The following is a 17,143-nucleotide window of genomic DNA, read 5'->3' as shown; positions in this document are numbered from 1 at the left end:
GGCCCCTCAACGCCGCACTCACCCGGCGCGCCACCACCCTCGACACCGCCATCGCCAACTCCCTCGACTACGTCCCGCGCTCACCGCACCGCCGCGTACTCGTCGAAGCCCAGGCGGAGGTCGTGGTCGGCGCCCGCGCCGGTGACGGTGATCTGTTCGGTCACGGGGGAGTAGCCGCGCACCTCGACCGTGTAGTCGCCCGGGGGCAGGTCGGGGATCTCGTAGCGGCCCTGCTCGTCGGTGTGGGTGGTGCCGACGGGGACGCCGGAGCGGTTCAGGACGGTGACGCGGGCGTCGTGCACCGGGCGGGTGGCGGCGCGGACCGTACCGGACAGCACCGCCATGGGGGCCAGGGCCGCGACGTCGACCCGCAGGCGGGTGCTGTCGGGGAGGGTGAATGTCGTTGCGGTCGGCTTCATTCCGGGGGCGACCGTCACCAGGGTGTAGGTGCCGGCCAGCACGCCCCGGCAGGCGTAGGCGCCGTCGGCGGCGGTGACGGCGGTGCCGACCACCTCGCCGAGGGCGTCGGTCACGCTGACGGTGGCGTTCGGAACCGGGTGGTGCGCGGTCGTGCGCACGACGCCGAAGACCTCGCTGGTGCCCGCGAGGACCAGGTCGAACCGGGTCGTGCCGGTCTCGGCGACGGTGACGTCCACCGCGGCCGGTTGGTAGCCGTCCGCGGAGACGATCAGGACGTAGCCGCCCGGTCGTGGCGGTTCGATGATGTACGTGCCGGTGCCGGTCGCGACCGTCCGCGAGACCTGGCGGCCGCGGTGGCTGATCAAGGTCAGGGTCGCGCCCGGCACCGGGTGCTGATCGTCCCGGCGGATCGTGCCGGTGAGCGACGGATTGTGTGTGGCAGCGGGGGTTTCCGGGACGACGGGGGTCTCCCGGGGGTGCGGGAGGGACGCCGTCGAGCGGGCGGGCTCCGCCTGTGCGACGTGGACGGGTTCGGCGTCGGCCCGAACCCGCTGCGCCGGTTCGAGAATGGCCTGCACCGCGTGCGCGGATTCGGGCAGGATGCGAACCGGTTGCGCCGGTGCGGATTTCCCGGCGGCTGCACCGGCCACGGGGAATTCGGCCGCCGCGGCGCGCGGGACCGCCGGGCGCACGGGCCGGAACCGCCTGCGACGCCACTCCTGCAGCCGCGCGCCCTCGACGTCGATGTCCGGCAGGATCCGGTTCAGCCACTGCGGAATCCACCAGGACCGGTGGCCCATGATCACCAGCAGCGCCGGGACCACGACCATGCGCACGACGAAGGCGTCGATGGCCACGCCGCACGCCAGGGCGAAGCCCATCGACTTGGCGGTGACATCCGATTCCAGCAGGAACGATCCGAACACCGAGATCATGATGATCGCCGCGGAGGTGACCACCCGGGCCCCGTGGTGGTAGCCCGCGATCATGGCGTCCTTCGGCGATCTGCCGTGCACGTACTCCTCGCGCATGCGGGTCACCAGGAACACCTGGTAGTCCATCGCCAGCCCGAAGACCAACCCGATCAACATGATCGGCAGGAAGCTGATGATCGGCTGCGGATCGGAGATCAGGCCGAACGTGCCCTCCTGGAAGATCAGGACCGTCGCGCCGAACGTGGCCGCCATGGACAGCAGGAACCCCAGCGCCGCGGTGAGCGGCACCAGGATCGACCGGAACACCAGGATCAGCAGCACGAACGCCGCACCCGCCACGATCGCCAGGTAGGGCACGATCTTGCCGAGCAGCACGTGGTCCATGTCGGCGTAGATGGCGGTCGTGCCGGTGATGCCGTACTCGATCCCGTAGCGCTCGGTCAGTTCGTCCTCGGCCTCGCGGGCGGTGCGCACCAGGTCCTTGGTCGCCTGGTTGTTCGGCCCCGATTTCGGTACGCCACTGAGCATTACGCCCAGGCCGTTGGCGCTGACCTGCGGTGCGGTGACGTAGTCCATCTCCTCGAGTCCGGCGAGCCGATCGCGCAGGGCGGCCACGGCGGCGTCGCGCCTGCCCGCCGGCACCTGCTCCAGATCGGCCACGACGGTCAGCACGCCGTTGCTGCCCTCGCCGAAGCCGTCGGTCCGGATGTCGTAGGCCTTGCGGATCGTGGACTCGGTCGGGAAGCTGTTCTCGCCCGGCAGGCCCAGCTGCAATCCCAGCGCCGGAGCGGCCAGCGCGCCCAGGGCCGCCACGGCGACGGTGAGGGCGAGCCACGGCTTCGCGCCGATCAGGCGCGCGACCCGGGTGCCCACGGTGACCGAGGCGTCGTCCTCGGTATCGTGCCGCGCGAGCATCGGCAGCTTCGGGGTGAACAGGAACCGGCCGAAAGCGCCCAGCAGCGCGGGCATCAGCGTGACGGCGGTGAGCACCGCGAAGAACGCCGCGACCGCGCCGCCGAGCCCCATGAAGGTCAGGAAGTTCACCCCGACGATGCTCAGCGCGCCCAGGGCGACGATGACGGTGAGCCCCGCGAAGACGACCGCGGATCCGGCCGTGCCCACCGAGATGCCCGCCGCCTCTTCGGAATTCTCCGCGACGCGCAGTTCGTGCTTGTAGCGGGAGACGATGAACAGCGCGTAGTCGATCGACAGCGCGATGCCGATCATCGACGCCAGAAACGTTGTGAAGCTGGGAATCTCGATGACCGAGGTGCTCAGCGCGATCACCAGCATGGCGGCGCCGAGGCCGACGATGGCGGTGATGATCGGTACGAAGGCGGCGACGATGGCGCCGAAGGCGATCACCATCACCACCAATGCCACTCCCATGCCGATCATTTCGGCCTGGCCGCTGGGCTGCTCCTGTTTCTGCTGGATCGCCCCGCCGATCTCGACGGTCAGCCCCTGGGCGCGGGCCGGGGCGGCCACCTCGTAGGTGGCCGTGCGCTGCGCGTCGGTGATGTCCGCGGCGGAGTCGATGTCGAAGGGCACCGAGAGCACCGCGACGGTGGCGGGCGACCGCTTGTTCAGCACGTTCAGCGGCGCACCGGCGCACACCGCGGGGTCGGCGGCGCCCAGACAGCCCATCGCCTCGGTCACCGCGATCGGGTTGCGCAGTGCCGCCGCGTCTTTCTCGTCGACGAGCCGGCGCCCGTCGTCACCGGCGGTGAGGGCTTTCAGGTCGGTGATCAGCGCGTCGATCGCCGCGCGATTGGCCTTGTCGGTCAGCTTCGTGCCCGCGGGCGCCTCGATGACATAGGTTCCGCCGACCGCGTCGATGCCGAACTGTGCTGACATGCCGGGGAATTGCTTGTCCAGGATGTCGGTGGCGCGTTCGGAGGGCAGCGACGGCATGCTGAACTCGTCGCTCATCGGCTGGCTCAGCGCGCTGCCGCCGACGCCGAGCGTCACCAGCAGCAGGAGCCACACCGGCAGGACGATCCACTTGCGTCTGAACGCGAATTTGCCCCACCGGTACAGGTATACGGACACGAAAGGTTCTCCTAGGTGGTTCCGGATGTGCCGAGCTCCGGGCCCCTGTCCAGCTCTTTCGCGGCCCGCCACGCCTACGAACAGCTCCTCCCGGCCACGCGTTCGATCTGTCGCACAGTGGGACTCGGCGATCGACGGCCGGCCGAAAACGGAGGAGAAACCTCAAGTTTCGCGAGTGTACCGCACGCGGAAATCGGCGATTCGTCGGCGGTGTCCGGTCGCAGGGTTCCTGCGGGAGGTCGCGAGTCGCCGGGGTAGCGTGCGGGGGAGCGGGCGCGCGGGTGGTGAAACGGTTGCGGCGCTGCGGTATCGGAACGCGGAGGCGGTGGGTTCGGCGATGGGCGGTCACTTCGATCGGGTGCGCTCGCTGCGCGATCACTGGGCGCGCTCGGCCGAGTCGCGGCGGGGCTACTACTGGTTTCTGACCTTCGAGAACGCACCGGGGGTGGCCGCGCTGGCCGCGCATTGTCTGCGGTCGATCGAGTTCCCCTACTACGATCCGGCGGCGCCCGGCGGGCTGCACCTGACCCTGGACCGGATCGCGTACGAGGGCGATCTCGATCCGGAGCGGATCGAGGTTGTCGCGGCCGCCGCGCGCGAGACCTGCCGCGACATCGACCCGTTCCGGCTCGTGATCGAGGAGGTCGGCGGCTCCCAGGGCGCGATCAGCCTCGACGTGCGCCCGGACCCGCGGGTGCACGAGCTGCGCGCGGCCGTTCGCGCCGCGACGCTGGCCGTCCACCCGGACGCACCGGTCCGGGAGGGTGCGCTGCGCCCGCACATCAGCATCGCCTACGCCAACACCGAGGGCGTGCGCGCGGACGCGGCGGTGGCCGCGGTGCGCGGGCTCAACGCGGCGCTGGAACCGGTGGACGCGCCGGTCGAGGCCGTGTCACTGGTTCTGCTCGAACGCGTGCCGGGCCGCTACCGGTGGCAGACGCTGTCGCGAATCGCGTTGTGAGACGGGCGGACTACTTGGGAATCGGCGGTCCGGGGTCCAGTCCCATGGCCTCGCGCGCCTTGCGGATGAAGTACAGCCCGGCGCGGGCGGACTCGCGGGCGAGACGGACCTGGCCCAGGGTGGTGGCGGAAGCCAGTTGGGAGCGGGCGGTGTTCATGTGGTCGACCGCTTCGGTGACCGCGGCGAGCGCGGCGTCGTTGTCCGGGTCGAGCAGCAGCAGTTCGCTACCCGTGCGGTCGAGGTAGCCGCGCACCTCCGATTTCGCCCGGGCAAGCCGCTCGACGTCGCCCGACGACCACTCCCGGGAGATCCACCACACGACCACGGCCAGCACGGCGGCGATGAGCAGGAAAGCGAGCAAGCGACCCATAGGTCCAGCGTACGGTGCCCGTGTCCGCACCCGCCGCCGGGCGCGCCTCGCCCGGTCCGGTGCGCCGCCCTCGGTGCGGCGGCGAGTGATCCGGTCGCCGGCTAGTGCGCGAGCCACCCCTGTTCCTCGCCCGGCTCGGGGAGGATCCGGCCCCCTTCCATCACCCAGCTCGCGGGCGTGGCGATCAGTTCGACGCGGACCGCGGACGTGGCGATGGCGCAGGTGTCGGCGATGCGGGTCCGCAGGGTGTCGCGCAGGGTATCGAGCAGGGCGGCATCGCGATTGCCGCCGCCACGCACCGCCGCGATCACCGACAACTCCACGCCGCGGCGCAGCGGGTAGCCGTAGAGCAGGACCGCGCTGACGAATTCCGGTGGTGCGCCGGTCAGTTCGCAGTGGGTGCGGGTGATCGTCGCGGCCACCTCGGCATCGAGTTCGCGTGCGAGGCGGGTGCGGCAGGCGACGTTGTAGACCGGCATCTCACGCACCCCCGTGGTTCGCGGGCATCGCCAGCCGACCGGTCCGCAGCTTCGCGGTGATCAGCCGCAATCCCGTGCGCGCCAAGACCTTCGGTTGTGCGAGGGGGTCGATCCGGGACCGGTTGAGGTCGAGGTAGCGGTCGAACCACGCGGTGTCGCAGAGGGCGACCATGAGTTCGTTCGACGTGGCGCCCGTGGCGCCGGTCCAGGCCTCGCTCATCGCGTGCAGGGCGTCCGCGCGCACCGTCGCGTCGAGGTCGTCGTCCACCTCGGCCATCACCCACGACATGGACGAGGGGCGGAAGTCGGTGAACGACTGCCCGCGCGGGATCTCCGTCCACACCACCGTCACCCGGCCGTCGCCGAGCGCGTCTCGATACGCCCCCGTCAGCGCTCGTTCGACCGCGCGATGACGCCCGTCGAGCGATCCTGACTGGATCATGCAACCGATTCGCCGCACGCTACCTCCACTCGGTGATTCCCATGGTGCGATCCCCGAGGTTAGTACACCGATCGGTATACTGTCGATGGCCGGACGCGTCTCGGACGGGTCGGAACCTCGCCGATCTCACACGCCGGATTTCTGAAACCTGTTACCGTTTCGGCGGCAGGAAGGGAGTCCGGCATGGGGAAATCCGGCGGGGGCCGCGCGTCCGCGGCACGGTTCGAATTCATCAGGGGGCGTGCGGTTCGCGGGGTGCTGGCGCTGGCCGTGGTGTGCGCGGCGGGGGTGGCGGCCGCGCCGTCCGGGTCGGCCACGCCCAACACGGCGGACGGGTTCTACGCGCCGCCGGACGGCTACTCCGAGACCGCGCCGGGCACGGTACTGCGCTCGCGGCCCATCGCCGCGAGCTTCTTCCAGGCGTTGCCGATGGCGGTCGAGGCGTGGCAGGTGCTGTACCGCACCACCGATGCCGGCGGCGCGCCCTACAGCGCCGTCACCACCGTCCTGAAGCCGAGGAACGGCGACGGGACCATTCTCTCGTTCCAGAACATGACCGATGCCATTGCGCCGCAGTGCATGCCGTCGCAGGCGCTGCAGCAGGGGCACGTGCCGTGGCTGAATCTTGGTGGCGCGCACCCGATCGAGCTGACCACCATGGCCAACGAGAGCCCGCTGGTGGCAGCGGCGCTGGCACGGGGCTGGACGGTGTCGGTCCCGGACTACGGCGGCGTCGACAATCACTTCCTGGCCCCGAAGGAACCCGGCTACGCCATTCTCGACGGCATCCGCGCGATTCGGAACTTCGCCCCGGCCGCCGCGCCGATCGACTCGAAAGTGCTGATGTGGGGCTATTCCGGCGGCGGCATCGCGACCGGGTGGGCCGCTCAGGAACAACCCGGGTACGCGCCCGAACTCGACATCGCGGCTGCCGCGCTCGGCGCGCCCGTCGGTGATTTCGAAGCCGGAATCCGTTCCGCCGACGGCACTCCCGTCGGCGGGGCGCTGATCCCCATCGCGCTGATGGGCATGCGGCAGAATTCTCCCGAGCTGGCGGCGGCCCTCGACCGGTACCTGACCCCGGCGGGGCGGCAGCGGATCGACGACGCCATGGGCGCCTGCACGCCCCAGAACCTGCTGTCCAACATAGGTTTCGAGGCGGGCAGGCACCTGACGGTATCGCTGGAGGAGGTGCTGGCTGATCCGGTGATCTCGGCGGCGGTGGCGGAGTCCGAACTCGGCCGGACCGTGCCCGCCGCACCGGTGTACGTCTACAACTCCGTCGCGGACGAGATCAGTACCATCGGCGGCGCCGACGCCCTGGTGGCCGGGTATTGCGACAGCGGTGTGCCGGTGACCTACCGGCGTGAGCAACTGCCCCTGCCGCTCTCGGGTCACACCCTCGAATGGGCGCTGGGTGCGCCCGGCGCGCTGGCGTGGCTCGAGCAGCGGGCCGCCGCGAACGGAACGCCGACCGGCTGCGACATCGCCTCGGTCCCCGCGACCATCACCGATCCCGCCGCCTTGACCGCCCTGACCTCGGGCATCATCACCGGTTCGGTGCTCGGATTACTGGGACTGTGACCGTCTTTCGCGCGTGCGGCGGGGACGTGAATTCTCGCGTCCCCGCTACCCGGCGGAGTCGTCGAAGGCCTGCGCGACCGACAGGCTGTCCTCGTACACGTGATGGCGGGTGATCAATCCGTCCTCGACGGTGACGTGCAGGGCGAAGCGAGAGCGGTAGGCGCGGCCGGTGGTGCGCGCGGTCTGGCGGATCTCGCCGGTGATCACCGCGTCGGGGCCGTCGACGAGGACCCGTTCGATGACGGTGCCCGCGCCCTCGGGCAGGTGGTGGTCGGCGATAGCGCGGAAGTGCTCGGCGGCGTCGGCGCCGGTGGTGCGCTGGCGGATCCAGGGGGTCGCGGCGCGGCCGTGTTCGGTCTCGGGCCAGTCCAGCTTCCAGTCGGTGCGGGGTGCGTAGAGCGCGGCGATGCCCTCGGGATCGCCCGCGCCGATGCGCCGCAGCAGCTCCTCGACGACGGCGCGGGTGGTGTCGGATTCGATCGTGTTCATGCGGACCACCTTGCCCGCGCCGGGGAACGGTGTCGATTACCCGGCAGGTAACGGGCGCTCACGCCTCGAACAGCAGGTACAGCCCGGCGAAGGTGAAACCGACCATGGTCAGCATCAGCGCGAGCTGACCGGTGAGACGATGCGCGGGCGGCAGCAGCCGCAGGCAGCGGTCGTGCGCGGCGGTGACGCCGAGGATGTGACCGGTCAGCACCGCCAGGACCTTGATGGTTCCGAGCAGGGCCGGGTTGGTCGAGAGGAAGTAGGCGGTCTCGCGATCGGCGAGACCGGCCAGGTTCCAGCCGCGGTCGAGAGGATCGGCGAACAGGATGATCGTGGTCTGGCCCTTCTCCACCAGGAACGTGAGGTAGTGGGCGATCAGGTAGCCCGCGATGATGGGGGTGATGCTGTGCGCCAGCTGGGTGGGCAACTGTGCCCGGGCGGCGGGGGAGAGGCCGCCGGTGGCGCGCGCCGCCAGCCAGAAGGCCAGGCCGACAACGAGAATGAAGCCCAGCAGGCCCAGGGTCGCCAGGCCGGTCGCGCGGAGTTGGGAGTGGTCTTCGGCTTTCACCAGCAGCGATCGCCAGGAGGGGAACATCGAGAAGCTGTCGAACGCGGTGGAGCCCAGCAGGGTCGCGGCCACCGCGACCGATCCGGCGCGGGCGGGGGTGCCCGCCAGATTCGCCAGCGGCGAGCGCAGCACCGGTTCGCCGGTGTCGCGCCGGCCCAGCGGGCTGAGCCGCCCGAGCAGGGAGCTGTACACCTCGATCGGGTCGGCGCGTTCGGCCCAGACCGTGCCGAACAGGAACAGTCCGGCCGTGGTCGTGATCAGGTAGCCGAGGAACCACACGGTCACCGCGGCAACGGCTCCCGGATCCGGGTAGGCCAGTTCGAGCCAGACGAACGAGAACAGCCCCGCCGCCGCGGGCCAGTAGCCCCAGGCGTCGCGGTAGACGAAAGGCCCGGAGTCGCAGCGGGATCGGCGCACGAGCCGGTGGATCGCGCGGGCGGGTGACAGGAGCTTCCAGACCGGGCCGAGCAGCAGCGACGCCGCCATCACCCCGACCCACAGGAAGATGTAGAGCACCCCGGGCACGGGGTTGTGCGCGGGATCGCGGGAGCCGAGAAGCGCTGTGGCCGTCACGAGTACCGTTCCCGCCAGGCTCAACGCCGCGAGGACCGCGCGCAACCGGGACGAGTCCAGCACCGCCCGGACCCCGGCGGGCAGCGCGATGCCCGGCGAGTGCGGATCGAGCCGGGGCGTCTTCCAGGCGAAGACCAGGATCGCGAACGAGAACGTCAACGCCCAGGCCGCGCCGACGAGCGCGTAGGACAGCGGTATCGGCAGGTCCGCGGACCCGCCGATACCGTGCGCGAGGACCGCCATCAGCGCACGAGCAGCGTGGCCACGGTGCGCCCGGCCTCGTGCAGTTCCAGCTCGACCCGGCCCGGGACCTCGATGGTGAAGCGGAACCGCTGGCCGGCGCCGGGGACGATGGCGAAACTGTGCTCGGGGGTGCCGTGCACGTGCAGTTCATCGCGGGCATCGCTGTCGACGACGACCTCGATCGGACCACCGGTCTTCGCGTCCAGGACGGCGCCGACCGGTTCGACGGATCCGTTCGCTATCCGCACGGTGATCACGACCGCCGCCGGCGCGGCGGCGGTGGTCTCCGCACTCGCCGACGCGCTGTTCGACGGCGTACCGCCGGTGTCGGTCTCGCGGGCGGCGCAGCCCATCGTGATCAGGCAGCTCAGCGCCAGCAGCGCGAATCCGGCTCGGGGCGCACGCACGTCAGTTCTCCTCGTCGGGCTCGGGGGTATGGGTCTCGTCGTCGGGGCCGCCGCGCCGGTCGCGCACCGCGATGAACACGATGACCGCGACGATGAGCAGCGCCGGTGCGAAGGCCGGGATCGCCAGCAGGATCGAATGATCCGCGAGGATCGCGACATCGCCGGAACCCGTCACGGCGTGGACACCGCGGCGCGATCGGCCGCCAGGTAGCGGTCGTTGATCCGGGCGGCGCCCCAGGACAGCGCGGCGATCAGCGCCAGGCTGCACAGCAGCACCACCAGTCCGGCGGCGGTGAACAGCCAGGCCGGATGATCGAACGAGCGCTCCCGCTGCAGCACGGTGATCTCGGCGACGAAGTCGCGGCGGAACGACGCGAGCGCGGGCACCTCCGCGGCCCCGATACCGGGATCGGCGGCCATGTAGACCGGCAGCGCGGTCTGCGTGCGCCCATCCTGGATGCGCAGCACCGTCTTCCACGTGCCGTGCACCGGGACCGGGCGGGTCGAGCGATAGTGGCCGGCGTCCACGCGCTCGAGCTGATCGACCACGAGACCGCGTCCCGGGCTGTCGCTTCCGACCCCGCCCTGCCAGGCCAGGATCTGGATCCACTCGGGGTCCTCGCCCACCAGATCGGCGGGTTCGAGGCGGATATCGGCGGTGACCATCCGGCCGCCGTCGGGGTCCGCGTCGGTCAAAGTGACGGTGGCGGAGGCGTTTTCCGGGAGGTCGGTGATCAGGCCGTTGGTGGTGGCGGCCGCCGCGATCACCACCGCTCCGACGACCAGACTCCGCCGGATCGCGGGCCGCGGCAGCGGCTCGCCCCGCAGGACCAGCGCCAGCAGCGCGCCCACCACGCCACCGGCGATACCGACCGGGACGGCCATCGCCAGCAGTTCCGGCCACATCGACGCGGGCCAGGGATCGACGAACATCGCACGGATCCACAGGGATTCGAGCAGCAGGCCGGCGGTCGCGATGCCGAAACCGGCCAGCGCGCCCCACCACACGGGCCGGGTCCGCGTCAGCGGGATCAGTGCGCAGAGTTCCACGACCACGGCCGCGCCCAGGTAGAGCGGGAACACGTTGCGCGGGGCGTCGATGATGGGACCGCCCACCAGCCACGCGACGATCCCGCGCACCGCGGCCGCGAAGGCCACCACGACCAGGGTGCTGAACGGGCCGAGGGTGAGCCGCGCCGCGACCAGGGCGATGGCGGCCGCCGCGACGATCAGTATGGGCTGCAGGACCAGCCGGAACTGCTCGACGCCGAAATCGAATTCCACGCCGAAGACCGACAGGCCGATCAGCAGTCCGCCGAACGCGAACGAGCGCACCAGCCAGCCGCCTTCGGGGCGGGTGGTATCCGGGCGGTTTCGGCGGCCCTCGTACTCCAGCAGCAGGACACCGACCAGGGACAGGCCCGCTCCGCCGATGAGCATCAGATGGGTTGGGCCCCAGAGGGTTACGTCCTGGCCGAACATGCGGTGCCAGATGTCGTCGAGCGGGAACCCGATCAGCGCGTACAGTCCGGCGCCCGCGATGAGGATGCCGCCGACCGGCGCGTACCAGGTCCGGGTGATGCGCACCGCCGCCGCGCCGGGCTTGACGTCCAGCGGCAGCACGATGGCCGTCATTCCCGCGGTGAACAGGAAGAACAGGCCGACGAGGATGAAATAGTGCGCCGGATTGGCCAGCGGGCCCTCGTCGCGGCCGTTGCCGATGTGCAGGCTGACGTCCCAGATGAAGCCCAGCAGAGCCGTGAGAATCGTGGCCAGGAACAGGGCGATCGGCAGGGCGACCCAGCCGGGCCGGTTGAACAGTCGTCCCAGGCCGTCGGCCAGGCGCTGCAACCAGGTGATCTTGCGGGCGCGGTGCAGATAGCCGATCCACAGCAGGATCAGCCCGATCACTCCGGCCGAGCCGGACATCAGCGCGACCTGATCCAGAGCGGCGCCACCGCCTTCGGCGCCGCTCTGAGCAAGCGGGGTGAGATTGTGCACGCCAGCGGGCACGGCAGACCTCCATCACGAACAGGTAGTTACTGTTACGGACGGTAGCATGAAATTGGTGCACAGTGTTGTGCTTCTTTTTGCAGGTAGATCATAACTCGATAGCTGGACAACGGCTATTTCGAATGTTGTTGGTGTACAAGCGTGCACCGAAACGCTAGGGTTCGGCGACCGCCGGTCACGACAGGTTCCGACGCTCGGCGGGGAAGGGCAGACCAGGCAGATGAGCAGTTTCGTACAGACCTCGAGCCTCGAACTCGAATCCGGGGATGCCCTCGCAGCCGGCGACCCCGCCGATCTGGCCGCCGACATCCGGCGCGCGAGCATGGACGTGGCCCTGCTGGGTCACCGCGGCGACGACGTCAGCGCTCGCATCGGCGAACTCGAGCGGTGCGCCCGGCAGTGGGCCCAGCTCGGGCTCGGCCTGGACCGCCTGCAGCAGGCCGTGCACCAGGGCTATCGCGCGGGCTCCGATCGCGCGTATACCGTTGCGCCGCTGACCGATGCGGACGCGGCGATGATCGCCGCGCGGCGGCATCTCGACCTGCTCGAGGCGGTACACGTGCGCCTCACCCGCGCCTATACCCGCCAGCTGCCGCCGCCCGTGGACTCCCACCACGCCGCCGTCCGCAACGTCGCGGTCGCGCTGCTGCGCGGCGACCTCGCCGGTCCGCTCGCCCGGCACTGCGGCATCGCCATCAGCGACCGCTACCACCTGATCGCGGTCGGGCTGCCGCAGCCGGTCGATCGCGCCGCGCCGAACCTCGCCGACAGCCTCGCGGCCGCGCTCACCGCCCGCTGCGGTGAGAGCGCGCTGTCCATCCTCGGCGCGAACGGCGGCACCCTGCTGATTCCGCACGAGCTGGTCGCGGACGGCGAACTCGACGCCCTGGTCGGCGAATTGGCGCTGCTGTCGCCGAACCCGCTGACCGCGGTGGTGGTCGTCGCCGAGCCCGCCGTCCTGCCCGCCGCGGGCCGGCAGGCGCACGAGCTGCTCGAAACCGCCATGTCGCTGCGCATCACGCCGGGGCTGTACCGAATCAGCGAGCTGGGCCTGTACTTCCAGCTCACCCGCCCCGGCCCGGCCCGGGACGCCCTGCACGCGCTGCTCGATCCCCTGGAGGGTCACCCGGATCTGCTGCAGACCCTGGCGGCCTACGTCGACAACGATTTCAACCGCCGCCGCACCGCGGGCGAGCTGCACGTGCATCCCAACACCCTCGACTATCGCCTCAAGCGCGTGCATCGGATGACCGGCTGCGATCCTGCCACGGCGTCGGGGCTGTGGCGGTTGCGCTCGGCGATGGTGGTGCGCCGGTACACGGGCTAGCGCGAGCCGTGCGGCCGGCGCGCGGGAACCCCTCTCACAGACCGGTCTCGAGCCGGTGCAGATTGAGCAGGTCGACGCCGAGAGCGTCGAATTGTGCCAGGACGCGGTGCATCTCGATCGCGTTCGCGACCGGGCCGCGCAGCACCGTGGTTCCGGCGCTGCTCGTGGCGGTCCAGTCCCCGGGGAGGCCGGCGAGCGCGCCCGGGGTGATGTCGCCGTGCACCGTGAACTGGTACCGGGTGGTGCGTACGGTCGTCGGCTCGGCGGCGACGGCGTCCCGGGCGGAACCGGCCACGACGAGCTTGGGCCGTCGGACGCGCCCGAGCGTCCGCCTTCTCGGGTGACGTTCCGGCGGGTTGGTCGAGCCGAATCCGGCCGAGCCGGTCGACGGACGTCCTCCGGGGCGCTGAACTGCGTTGATGGTCACCGAACTCTATTTCCCGGATTTTCGGGAAGTATTCGCGGCGGGACGAATCAATCTGCGCCGGGCCGCGATCAGCGGTCGCGGTAGGCGGCCAGCCCGCCGAGTTCCTCGTTGGCGATGAAGACCGAGCGGACGTTCAGCAGGGCTTCCTCGACGTGCGCGGGGCAGCCCCACGCGGCGTCGCCCCAGGAGTCCGCGACCTTGATTTCGGCTGCGGCCGGGCAGGTTTCGGCGCCGCCGAGTTGGCAGAGCTCGGGATGGGGCGTCTCGGCCTGAGTGGCGGCCGCGGCCTGGAGGCGGGCCGTGAGCCGGGTGGCGGCCAGGGCGCGATCCTCGGCCTCGGCGCGCAGCTGCTGTTCGGCGCGCACGGCGTCGGCGAGCGCGGCGCGGGCCGCCTCGGCCTGGGTCTCGGCGAGCGCCTTCGCGGTCTCGATGTGGTGGCGCTCGATGGCCAGGCTCGCGGTGTCGGCGAACAGGGCGGCCAGGGCCAGATCGATCTCGTCGGGGGTGCGCGGGGTCGGGTGGTACATGGCGAAGGTTCCCAGCAGCGCGCCGTCGCGGGCCAGCAGCGGGGTGGACCAGCACGCGGCCACGCCCGCGCGGCCGGCGAGTTCGCGGAAGTCGTCCCAGAACGGGTCGGCGCCGATGTCGGTCACGATGACCGGTGTGCGGCGATGTGCGGCGGTGCCGCAGGAGCCCACGCCCTCGCCGGTGGCGATGCCGTCGATGGCGCGGTTGTAGAAATCGGGCAGGCTCGGCGCGGCGCCGTGTCGCAGATGGAGGCCGTCGGGATCCGCCAGCAGGACCGAGACGAGGATCGGCTCGGGCGCGAGATCCTCTATGGCGCGGGCCATTCCGTCGAGGACGTCGCTCAGCGGCGCGTCCCGGGCGATCTGTTCCACCAGGGCGCGCTGTTCGGCTAGCAGGCGTTGCGCCTGTTTGATCTGCGTGGTCTCCACGCCGAGGATCCGGGTGCCGATCACCCGGTCGTGCGCGTCGCGCCGGGGCTCGTAGGTGAAGTCGAAGGTCGCCTCGCGCGGGTGCGCCGGCCCGCCGGGCGCGACCGCGATATCCCGGACGGTCTCGGGGGCGCCGGTGCGATACACCCGCTCGAGTGCGGCGGCGGCCTGCTCGCCGATCGGACCGGGCAGCAGGTCCGCGGGGGTCGAGCCGGCGCCGGGGCGTGCGCCCAGGGCGGCCACGAACTCGGGGCTGGCCTCTTCCAACAGGTGTCCGGAGCCGGTGAACGAGGCGAGGACCGCCGCGGTCCGCCCGAACAGCGACCGCACATCCCGATCCGGCGCGGACTCGCCGGGGCGGGGTTCTCGTGCGTGTGCGCCCGATACCGCTGTCATCGACCGGTTCTCCTTCTCGCCGTGCGCACACCGAACTGGTCGCAGGTCCGGAAGGCTATCGGGTGCCGAACCGCGCGCACAACACGACGGGTGCCGCCCGATCGGCCGTTGCGCCGCAGGCCTGTTCAGGGCGGGTGCGGCCGGGAGCGGGCGCCCACGAGGGACGCCCGCTCCCGGATGAGCGTGGCCGGACTAACGGTCCTGCTGATGCGCGCGCTGGCGCTGCTCGTCGATCGCGGCTGCGGCGCGGGCCTTCTCCGCCTCGGCCTCCTTCTGCGCGACGGTGCGCTGGGCTTCGCCCTTGTCCTGCTGGGCGCTGCCCTCACGGCGCAGGTCGTCCCGGCCGGTCACCGCCCCGGCGACTTCCTTGACCTTGCCCTTGATCCCCTCGACAACCCCCGAAACCGCCTCCAGGGGACCGCTTTTGCGCTCGGACATCGTTCAACCTCCGAAATATGCTGAGTTATCAGGATATTGGCGCAGTACCCACTGGATGGAGGCTGAATCAAAGCGGCGTTCGAGATGGTGCGGCGAGTCGCCACGGGCATCGGTGCCGGGCTCGGTGAGCGGTGATTAGTCTCGTCGTCGACGAGCACAGAAAGCGGGTAGTCGATGGCCCCCCTTGCCGCGGGCAGAAGGCATTCGGTAGCGCTGTGTGTGGACGGGCGCGCCCTCGCGACCGGTGACGGCGCGGCGGGCGAGTGCGCCGTGGACGGGTGGCGGGAGCTGACCGCCGTCGCGGCGGGCAACGTGCACACCGCCCGCAATACGGGGAAATCGCACACGGTGGGACTGCGTGCCGACGGCACGGTGGTCGCGACCGGATGGAACGGTGACGGCCAGTGCGCGGTGGACGAGTGGCGCGCGATCGCGTCCGTCGCGGCGGGCTGGCGGCGCACACTCGGCGTGCGGGCGGACGGGACGGTGGTCGCGGCCGGCCGAAATGCCGAGGGGCAGTGCGAGGTTGGCTCCTGGCGCGAGATCACGACGGTGAGCTGCGGCGACTGGCACTCGGCCGGTGTGCGCGCCGACGGAACAGCGGTCGCGACGGGCAACAACCGCGCGGGCCAGTGCGACGTCGAATCGTGGCGCGCGGTCACCGCCGTCGCGGCGGGCTACCTGCACACGGTCGGCCTGCTGTCCGGTGGGACGGTCGTCGCCACCGGCCGTGCCCCCGCCTGCGCGGTGCGGGACTGGCGCGAGGTGCGCGAGCTGGCCGCCGGCAGTTATCACACCGTCGGCCTGCGCACGGACGGCACCGTCGTCGCCGTGGGGGACAACGACTTCGGCCAGTGCGATGTCGACACCTGGCGCTCGATCGTGGCGGTCGCCGCCGGCTCGACCCACACCCTGGGCCTGCGCGCCGACGGGACGGTTGTCGCCACGGGCAACGACGCCCACGGGCAATGCCGGGTCGGTGACTGGCGGGGCATGGGGTTGGCGGAGGGGTAACCGGCGCGGCGGCGGGGTCTCTCACCAGGCGATACGTGCCGGGTCGTGTCAGGGCCCCCATACAGCGGGGAAGCGGGTGGGGGCTGTTGGCTGCCTGTTTGCAGAAATTGTTAATTGCATACCTATTGGAATCCTTCAGCAAACGGGGGCGGTGGGGGCGGGGGCGTGTGTAGCGTCACCGGACGCCGGCACAGTGGCGGCGTGAGAGAGGAAAAACCATGGCGGACATGGAAGTTGCGCTCAAGGACATGATGATGCTCGACGGGGCCATCGGGGCTGCCGTCGTCGACTACGGCAGTGGAATGCCGCTCGGGACGTTGGGCGGATCCAAGAACCTGAACCTCGAGATCGCCTCGGCCGGGAACACCGAGGTGGTGCGGGCCAAGCTGCGCACGATCGAGCAACTCGGTCTCAGCGAAGAGATCGAAGACATCCTGATCACCCTCGGTAGCCAGTACCATCTCATTCGGCCGACACGTGGTCGCAGGTCCAGGGGTTTGTTTCTCTATCTCGCGCTCGACCGATCGCGCGGCAACCTCGCCCTCGCTCGGCATCGGCTGAAAGACATCGAGCAGGAGCTCGAGATCTGACTTCACCTGTCGGAAGGGGTGGCCCCGGAATGCCATCGATGCAGCGGCCGCTCTACCAGATGAAGGCCGAGTTCTTCAAAACCCTGGGGCACCCCGTTCGCATCCGCGTCCTCGAATTGCTCAGCATCCGTGCGCATCCGGTGTCGGAGTTGCTGGAGGAGATCGACGTGGAGGCGGCGAACCTCTCCCAGCAACTCTCGGTGCTGCGGCGCGCGGGTCTGGTGCGCGCCAACCGGACCGGTCTGTCGGTCACCTACGAACTCACTTCCCCACAGGTAGCGGAGTTGCTGGCCGTGGCCCGCGCCATCCTCACCGGTGTGGTCGCGGGTCAGGTCGAAGCCCTGGGGTAGCACCCGCGCGGGGGGGGGGGGGGGGGGGGGGGGGGGGGCCCCCCCCCCCCCCCCCCCCCCCCCGCCCAACACCCCCCCCCCGCGGATGGGACCCCCCCCCCCCCACCCC

Annotated in this window: 17 protein-coding genes and 2 pseudogenes; 6 read left to right on the top strand and 13 right to left on the bottom strand. The window is 70.9% G+C overall.

Annotated features, from left to right (window positions below; translation table 11 throughout):
• Positions 1–80: 80 nt before the first annotated feature.
• Positions 81–833, bottom strand: a pseudogene (locus ACWIGI_RS40465) (MSCRAMM family protein); the annotation flags it as partial.
• Positions 834–1,109: 276 nt separating this feature from the next.
• Positions 1,110–3,407 (bottom strand): annotated as a pseudogene (locus tag ACWIGI_RS40460) (MMPL family transporter); the annotation flags it as partial.
• Between the two features lie 337 nt (positions 3,408–3,744).
• On the opposite strand from ACWIGI_RS40460, the gene ACWIGI_RS40455 reads away from it, so the two are divergent.
• Complete coding sequence (locus ACWIGI_RS40455) at positions 3,745–4,368, top strand: 2'-5' RNA ligase family protein (protein WP_454208983.1); 624 nt, start codon at positions 3,745–3,747, stop codon at positions 4,366–4,368.
• A gap of 10 nt (positions 4,369–4,378) precedes the next feature.
• Here the strand turns inward: ACWIGI_RS40455 and ACWIGI_RS40450 are convergent, their stop codons facing one another.
• The 3 genes from ACWIGI_RS40450 to ACWIGI_RS40440 all read right to left on the bottom strand — a co-directional run bounded on the left by ACWIGI_RS40450 (position 4,379) and on the right by ACWIGI_RS40440 (position 5,659).
• The gene (locus ACWIGI_RS40450) at positions 4,379–4,738 is read right to left on the bottom strand and encodes a hypothetical protein (protein ID WP_454208982.1); all 360 of its coding nucleotides are present in this window, start codon (positions 4,736–4,738) and stop codon (positions 4,379–4,381) included.
• Positions 4,739–4,839: 101 nt separating this feature from the next.
• Positions 4,840–5,217 carry a 4-oxalocrotonate tautomerase gene (locus ACWIGI_RS40445; protein WP_454208981.1) on the bottom strand — a complete coding sequence of 126 codons (378 nt, stop codon included), beginning with the start codon at positions 5,215–5,217 and terminating at the stop codon, positions 4,840–4,842.
• Position 5,218: 1 nt separating this feature from the next.
• Positions 5,219–5,659, bottom strand: coding sequence for a hypothetical protein (locus ACWIGI_RS40440; protein ID WP_454208980.1), 441 nt, complete (start codon positions 5,657–5,659; stop codon positions 5,219–5,221).
• A 183-nt stretch (positions 5,660–5,842) separates the two neighbouring features.
• On the opposite strand from ACWIGI_RS40440, the gene ACWIGI_RS40435 reads away from it, so the two are divergent.
• Positions 5,843–7,243, top strand: a complete 1,401-nt coding sequence (locus ACWIGI_RS40435) for a lipase family protein (RefSeq protein ID WP_454208979.1) — start codon at positions 5,843–5,845, stop codon at positions 7,241–7,243.
• 45 nt (positions 7,244–7,288) lie between these two features.
• On the opposite strand, the gene ACWIGI_RS40430 is transcribed toward ACWIGI_RS40435, so the two are convergent.
• From ACWIGI_RS40430 to ACWIGI_RS40410, 5 genes are read right to left on the bottom strand one after another with little or no spacing between them, the layout of a single operon-like run.
• Positions 7,289–7,732 (bottom strand): nuclear transport factor 2 family protein, encoded by a 444-nt coding sequence (locus ACWIGI_RS40430; protein WP_454208978.1) that lies wholly within the window; start codon positions 7,730–7,732, stop codon positions 7,289–7,291.
• Between the two features lie 58 nt (positions 7,733–7,790).
• The gene (locus ACWIGI_RS40425; RefSeq protein ID WP_454208977.1) at positions 7,791–9,116 is read right to left on the bottom strand and encodes a hypothetical protein; all 1,326 of its coding nucleotides are present in this window, start codon (positions 9,114–9,116) and stop codon (positions 7,791–7,793) included.
• Positions 9,116–9,523 (bottom strand): hypothetical protein, encoded by a 408-nt coding sequence (locus ACWIGI_RS40420; protein WP_454208976.1) that lies wholly within the window; start codon positions 9,521–9,523, stop codon positions 9,116–9,118. Before ACWIGI_RS40420 ends, ACWIGI_RS40425 begins: the two co-directional genes overlap by 1 nt.
• Before the next feature lies 1 nt (position 9,524).
• Positions 9,525–9,698 carry a hypothetical protein gene (locus tag ACWIGI_RS40415; RefSeq protein WP_454208975.1) on the bottom strand — a complete coding sequence of 58 codons (174 nt, stop codon included), beginning with the start codon at positions 9,696–9,698 and terminating at the stop codon, positions 9,525–9,527.
• Positions 9,695–11,452, bottom strand: coding sequence for a hypothetical protein (locus ACWIGI_RS40410; protein ID WP_454208999.1), 1,758 nt, complete (start codon positions 11,450–11,452; stop codon positions 9,695–9,697). The genes ACWIGI_RS40415 and ACWIGI_RS40410 overlap by 4 nt, the downstream gene beginning before the upstream one ends.
• Before the next feature lie 304 nt (positions 11,453–11,756).
• Between ACWIGI_RS40410 and ACWIGI_RS40405 the strand changes: the two genes are divergently transcribed.
• The gene (locus ACWIGI_RS40405; protein WP_454208974.1) at positions 11,757–12,863 is read left to right on the top strand and encodes a PucR family transcriptional regulator; all 1,107 of its coding nucleotides are present in this window, start codon (positions 11,757–11,759) and stop codon (positions 12,861–12,863) included.
• A 34-nt stretch (positions 12,864–12,897) separates the two neighbouring features.
• Here the strand turns inward: ACWIGI_RS40405 and ACWIGI_RS40400 are convergent, their stop codons facing one another.
• The 3 genes from ACWIGI_RS40400 to mbp1 all read right to left on the bottom strand — a co-directional run bounded on the left by ACWIGI_RS40400 (position 12,898) and on the right by mbp1 (position 15,080).
• On the bottom strand, positions 12,898–13,290 hold the full coding sequence (locus ACWIGI_RS40400; protein WP_454208973.1) for a hypothetical protein: 393 nt from the start codon (positions 13,288–13,290) through the stop codon (positions 12,898–12,900).
• Positions 13,291–13,358: 68 nt separating this feature from the next.
• Complete coding sequence (locus ACWIGI_RS40395) at positions 13,359–14,642, bottom strand: GAF domain-containing protein (RefSeq protein ID WP_454208972.1); 1,284 nt, start codon at positions 14,640–14,642, stop codon at positions 13,359–13,361.
• A gap of 192 nt (positions 14,643–14,834) precedes the next feature.
• On the bottom strand, positions 14,835–15,080 hold the full coding sequence (gene mbp1, locus ACWIGI_RS40390; RefSeq protein WP_454208971.1) for a microaggregate-binding protein 1: 246 nt from the start codon (positions 15,078–15,080) through the stop codon (positions 14,835–14,837).
• Between the two features lie 174 nt (positions 15,081–15,254).
• On the opposite strand from mbp1, the gene ACWIGI_RS40385 reads away from it, so the two are divergent.
• The 3 genes from ACWIGI_RS40385 to ACWIGI_RS40375 all read left to right on the top strand — a co-directional run bounded on the left by ACWIGI_RS40385 (position 15,255) and on the right by ACWIGI_RS40375 (position 17,034).
• Positions 15,255–16,094: an RCC1 domain-containing protein gene (locus ACWIGI_RS40385; protein ID WP_454208970.1), complete on the top strand. Its 840-nt coding sequence runs from the start codon at positions 15,255–15,257 to the stop codon at positions 16,092–16,094.
• Between the two features lie 218 nt (positions 16,095–16,312).
• The gene (locus ACWIGI_RS40380; RefSeq protein WP_454208969.1) at positions 16,313–16,684 is read left to right on the top strand and encodes a hypothetical protein; all 372 of its coding nucleotides are present in this window, start codon (positions 16,313–16,315) and stop codon (positions 16,682–16,684) included.
• 29 nt (positions 16,685–16,713) lie between these two features.
• Complete coding sequence (locus ACWIGI_RS40375; protein WP_454208968.1) at positions 16,714–17,034, top strand: ArsR/SmtB family transcription factor; 321 nt, start codon at positions 16,714–16,716, stop codon at positions 17,032–17,034.
• Positions 17,035–17,143 lie beyond the last annotated feature (109 nt).

The organism is Nocardia sp. NPDC055321, from assembly GCF_053645575.1.
This window is presented reverse-complemented; position numbering and strand designations above follow the sequence as displayed.

Coding starts and splice junctions, on each gene's coding strand:
- ACWIGI_RS40455 (WP_454208983.1), top strand. CDS start 3,745: ATGGGCGGTCACTTCGATCGGGTGCGCTCGCTGCGCGATCACTGGGCG.
- ACWIGI_RS40450 (WP_454208982.1), bottom strand. CDS start 4,738: ATGGGTCGCTTGCTCGCTTTCCTGCTCATCGCCGCCGTGCTGGCCGTG.
- ACWIGI_RS40405 (WP_454208974.1), top strand. CDS start 11,757: ATGAGCAGTTTCGTACAGACCTCGAGCCTCGAACTCGAATCCGGGGAT.
- ACWIGI_RS40385 (WP_454208970.1), top strand. CDS start 15,255: ATGGCCCCCCTTGCCGCGGGCAGAAGGCATTCGGTAGCGCTGTGTGTG.
- ACWIGI_RS40425 (WP_454208977.1), bottom strand. CDS start 9,116: ATGGCGGTCCTCGCGCACGGTATCGGCGGGTCCGCGGACCTGCCGATA.
- ACWIGI_RS40395 (WP_454208972.1), bottom strand. CDS start 14,642: ATGACAGCGGTATCGGGCGCACACGCACGAGAACCCCGCCCCGGCGAG.
- ACWIGI_RS40435 (WP_454208979.1), top strand. CDS start 5,843: ATGGGGAAATCCGGCGGGGGCCGCGCGTCCGCGGCACGGTTCGAATTC.
- ACWIGI_RS40445 (WP_454208981.1), bottom strand. CDS start 5,217: ATGCCGGTCTACAACGTCGCCTGCCGCACCCGCCTCGCACGCGAACTC.
- ACWIGI_RS40380 (WP_454208969.1), top strand. CDS start 16,313: ATGGCGGACATGGAAGTTGCGCTCAAGGACATGATGATGCTCGACGGG.
- ACWIGI_RS40410 (WP_454208999.1), bottom strand. CDS start 11,452: ATGTCCGGCTCGGCCGGAGTGATCGGGCTGATCCTGCTGTGGATCGGC.
- mbp1 (WP_454208971.1), bottom strand. CDS start 15,080: ATGTCCGAGCGCAAAAGCGGTCCCCTGGAGGCGGTTTCGGGGGTTGTC.
- ACWIGI_RS40440 (WP_454208980.1), bottom strand. CDS start 5,659: ATGATCCAGTCAGGATCGCTCGACGGGCGTCATCGCGCGGTCGAACGA.
- ACWIGI_RS40430 (WP_454208978.1), bottom strand. CDS start 7,732: ATGAACACGATCGAATCCGACACCACCCGCGCCGTCGTCGAGGAGCTG.
- ACWIGI_RS40375 (WP_454208968.1), top strand. CDS start 16,714: ATGCCATCGATGCAGCGGCCGCTCTACCAGATGAAGGCCGAGTTCTTC.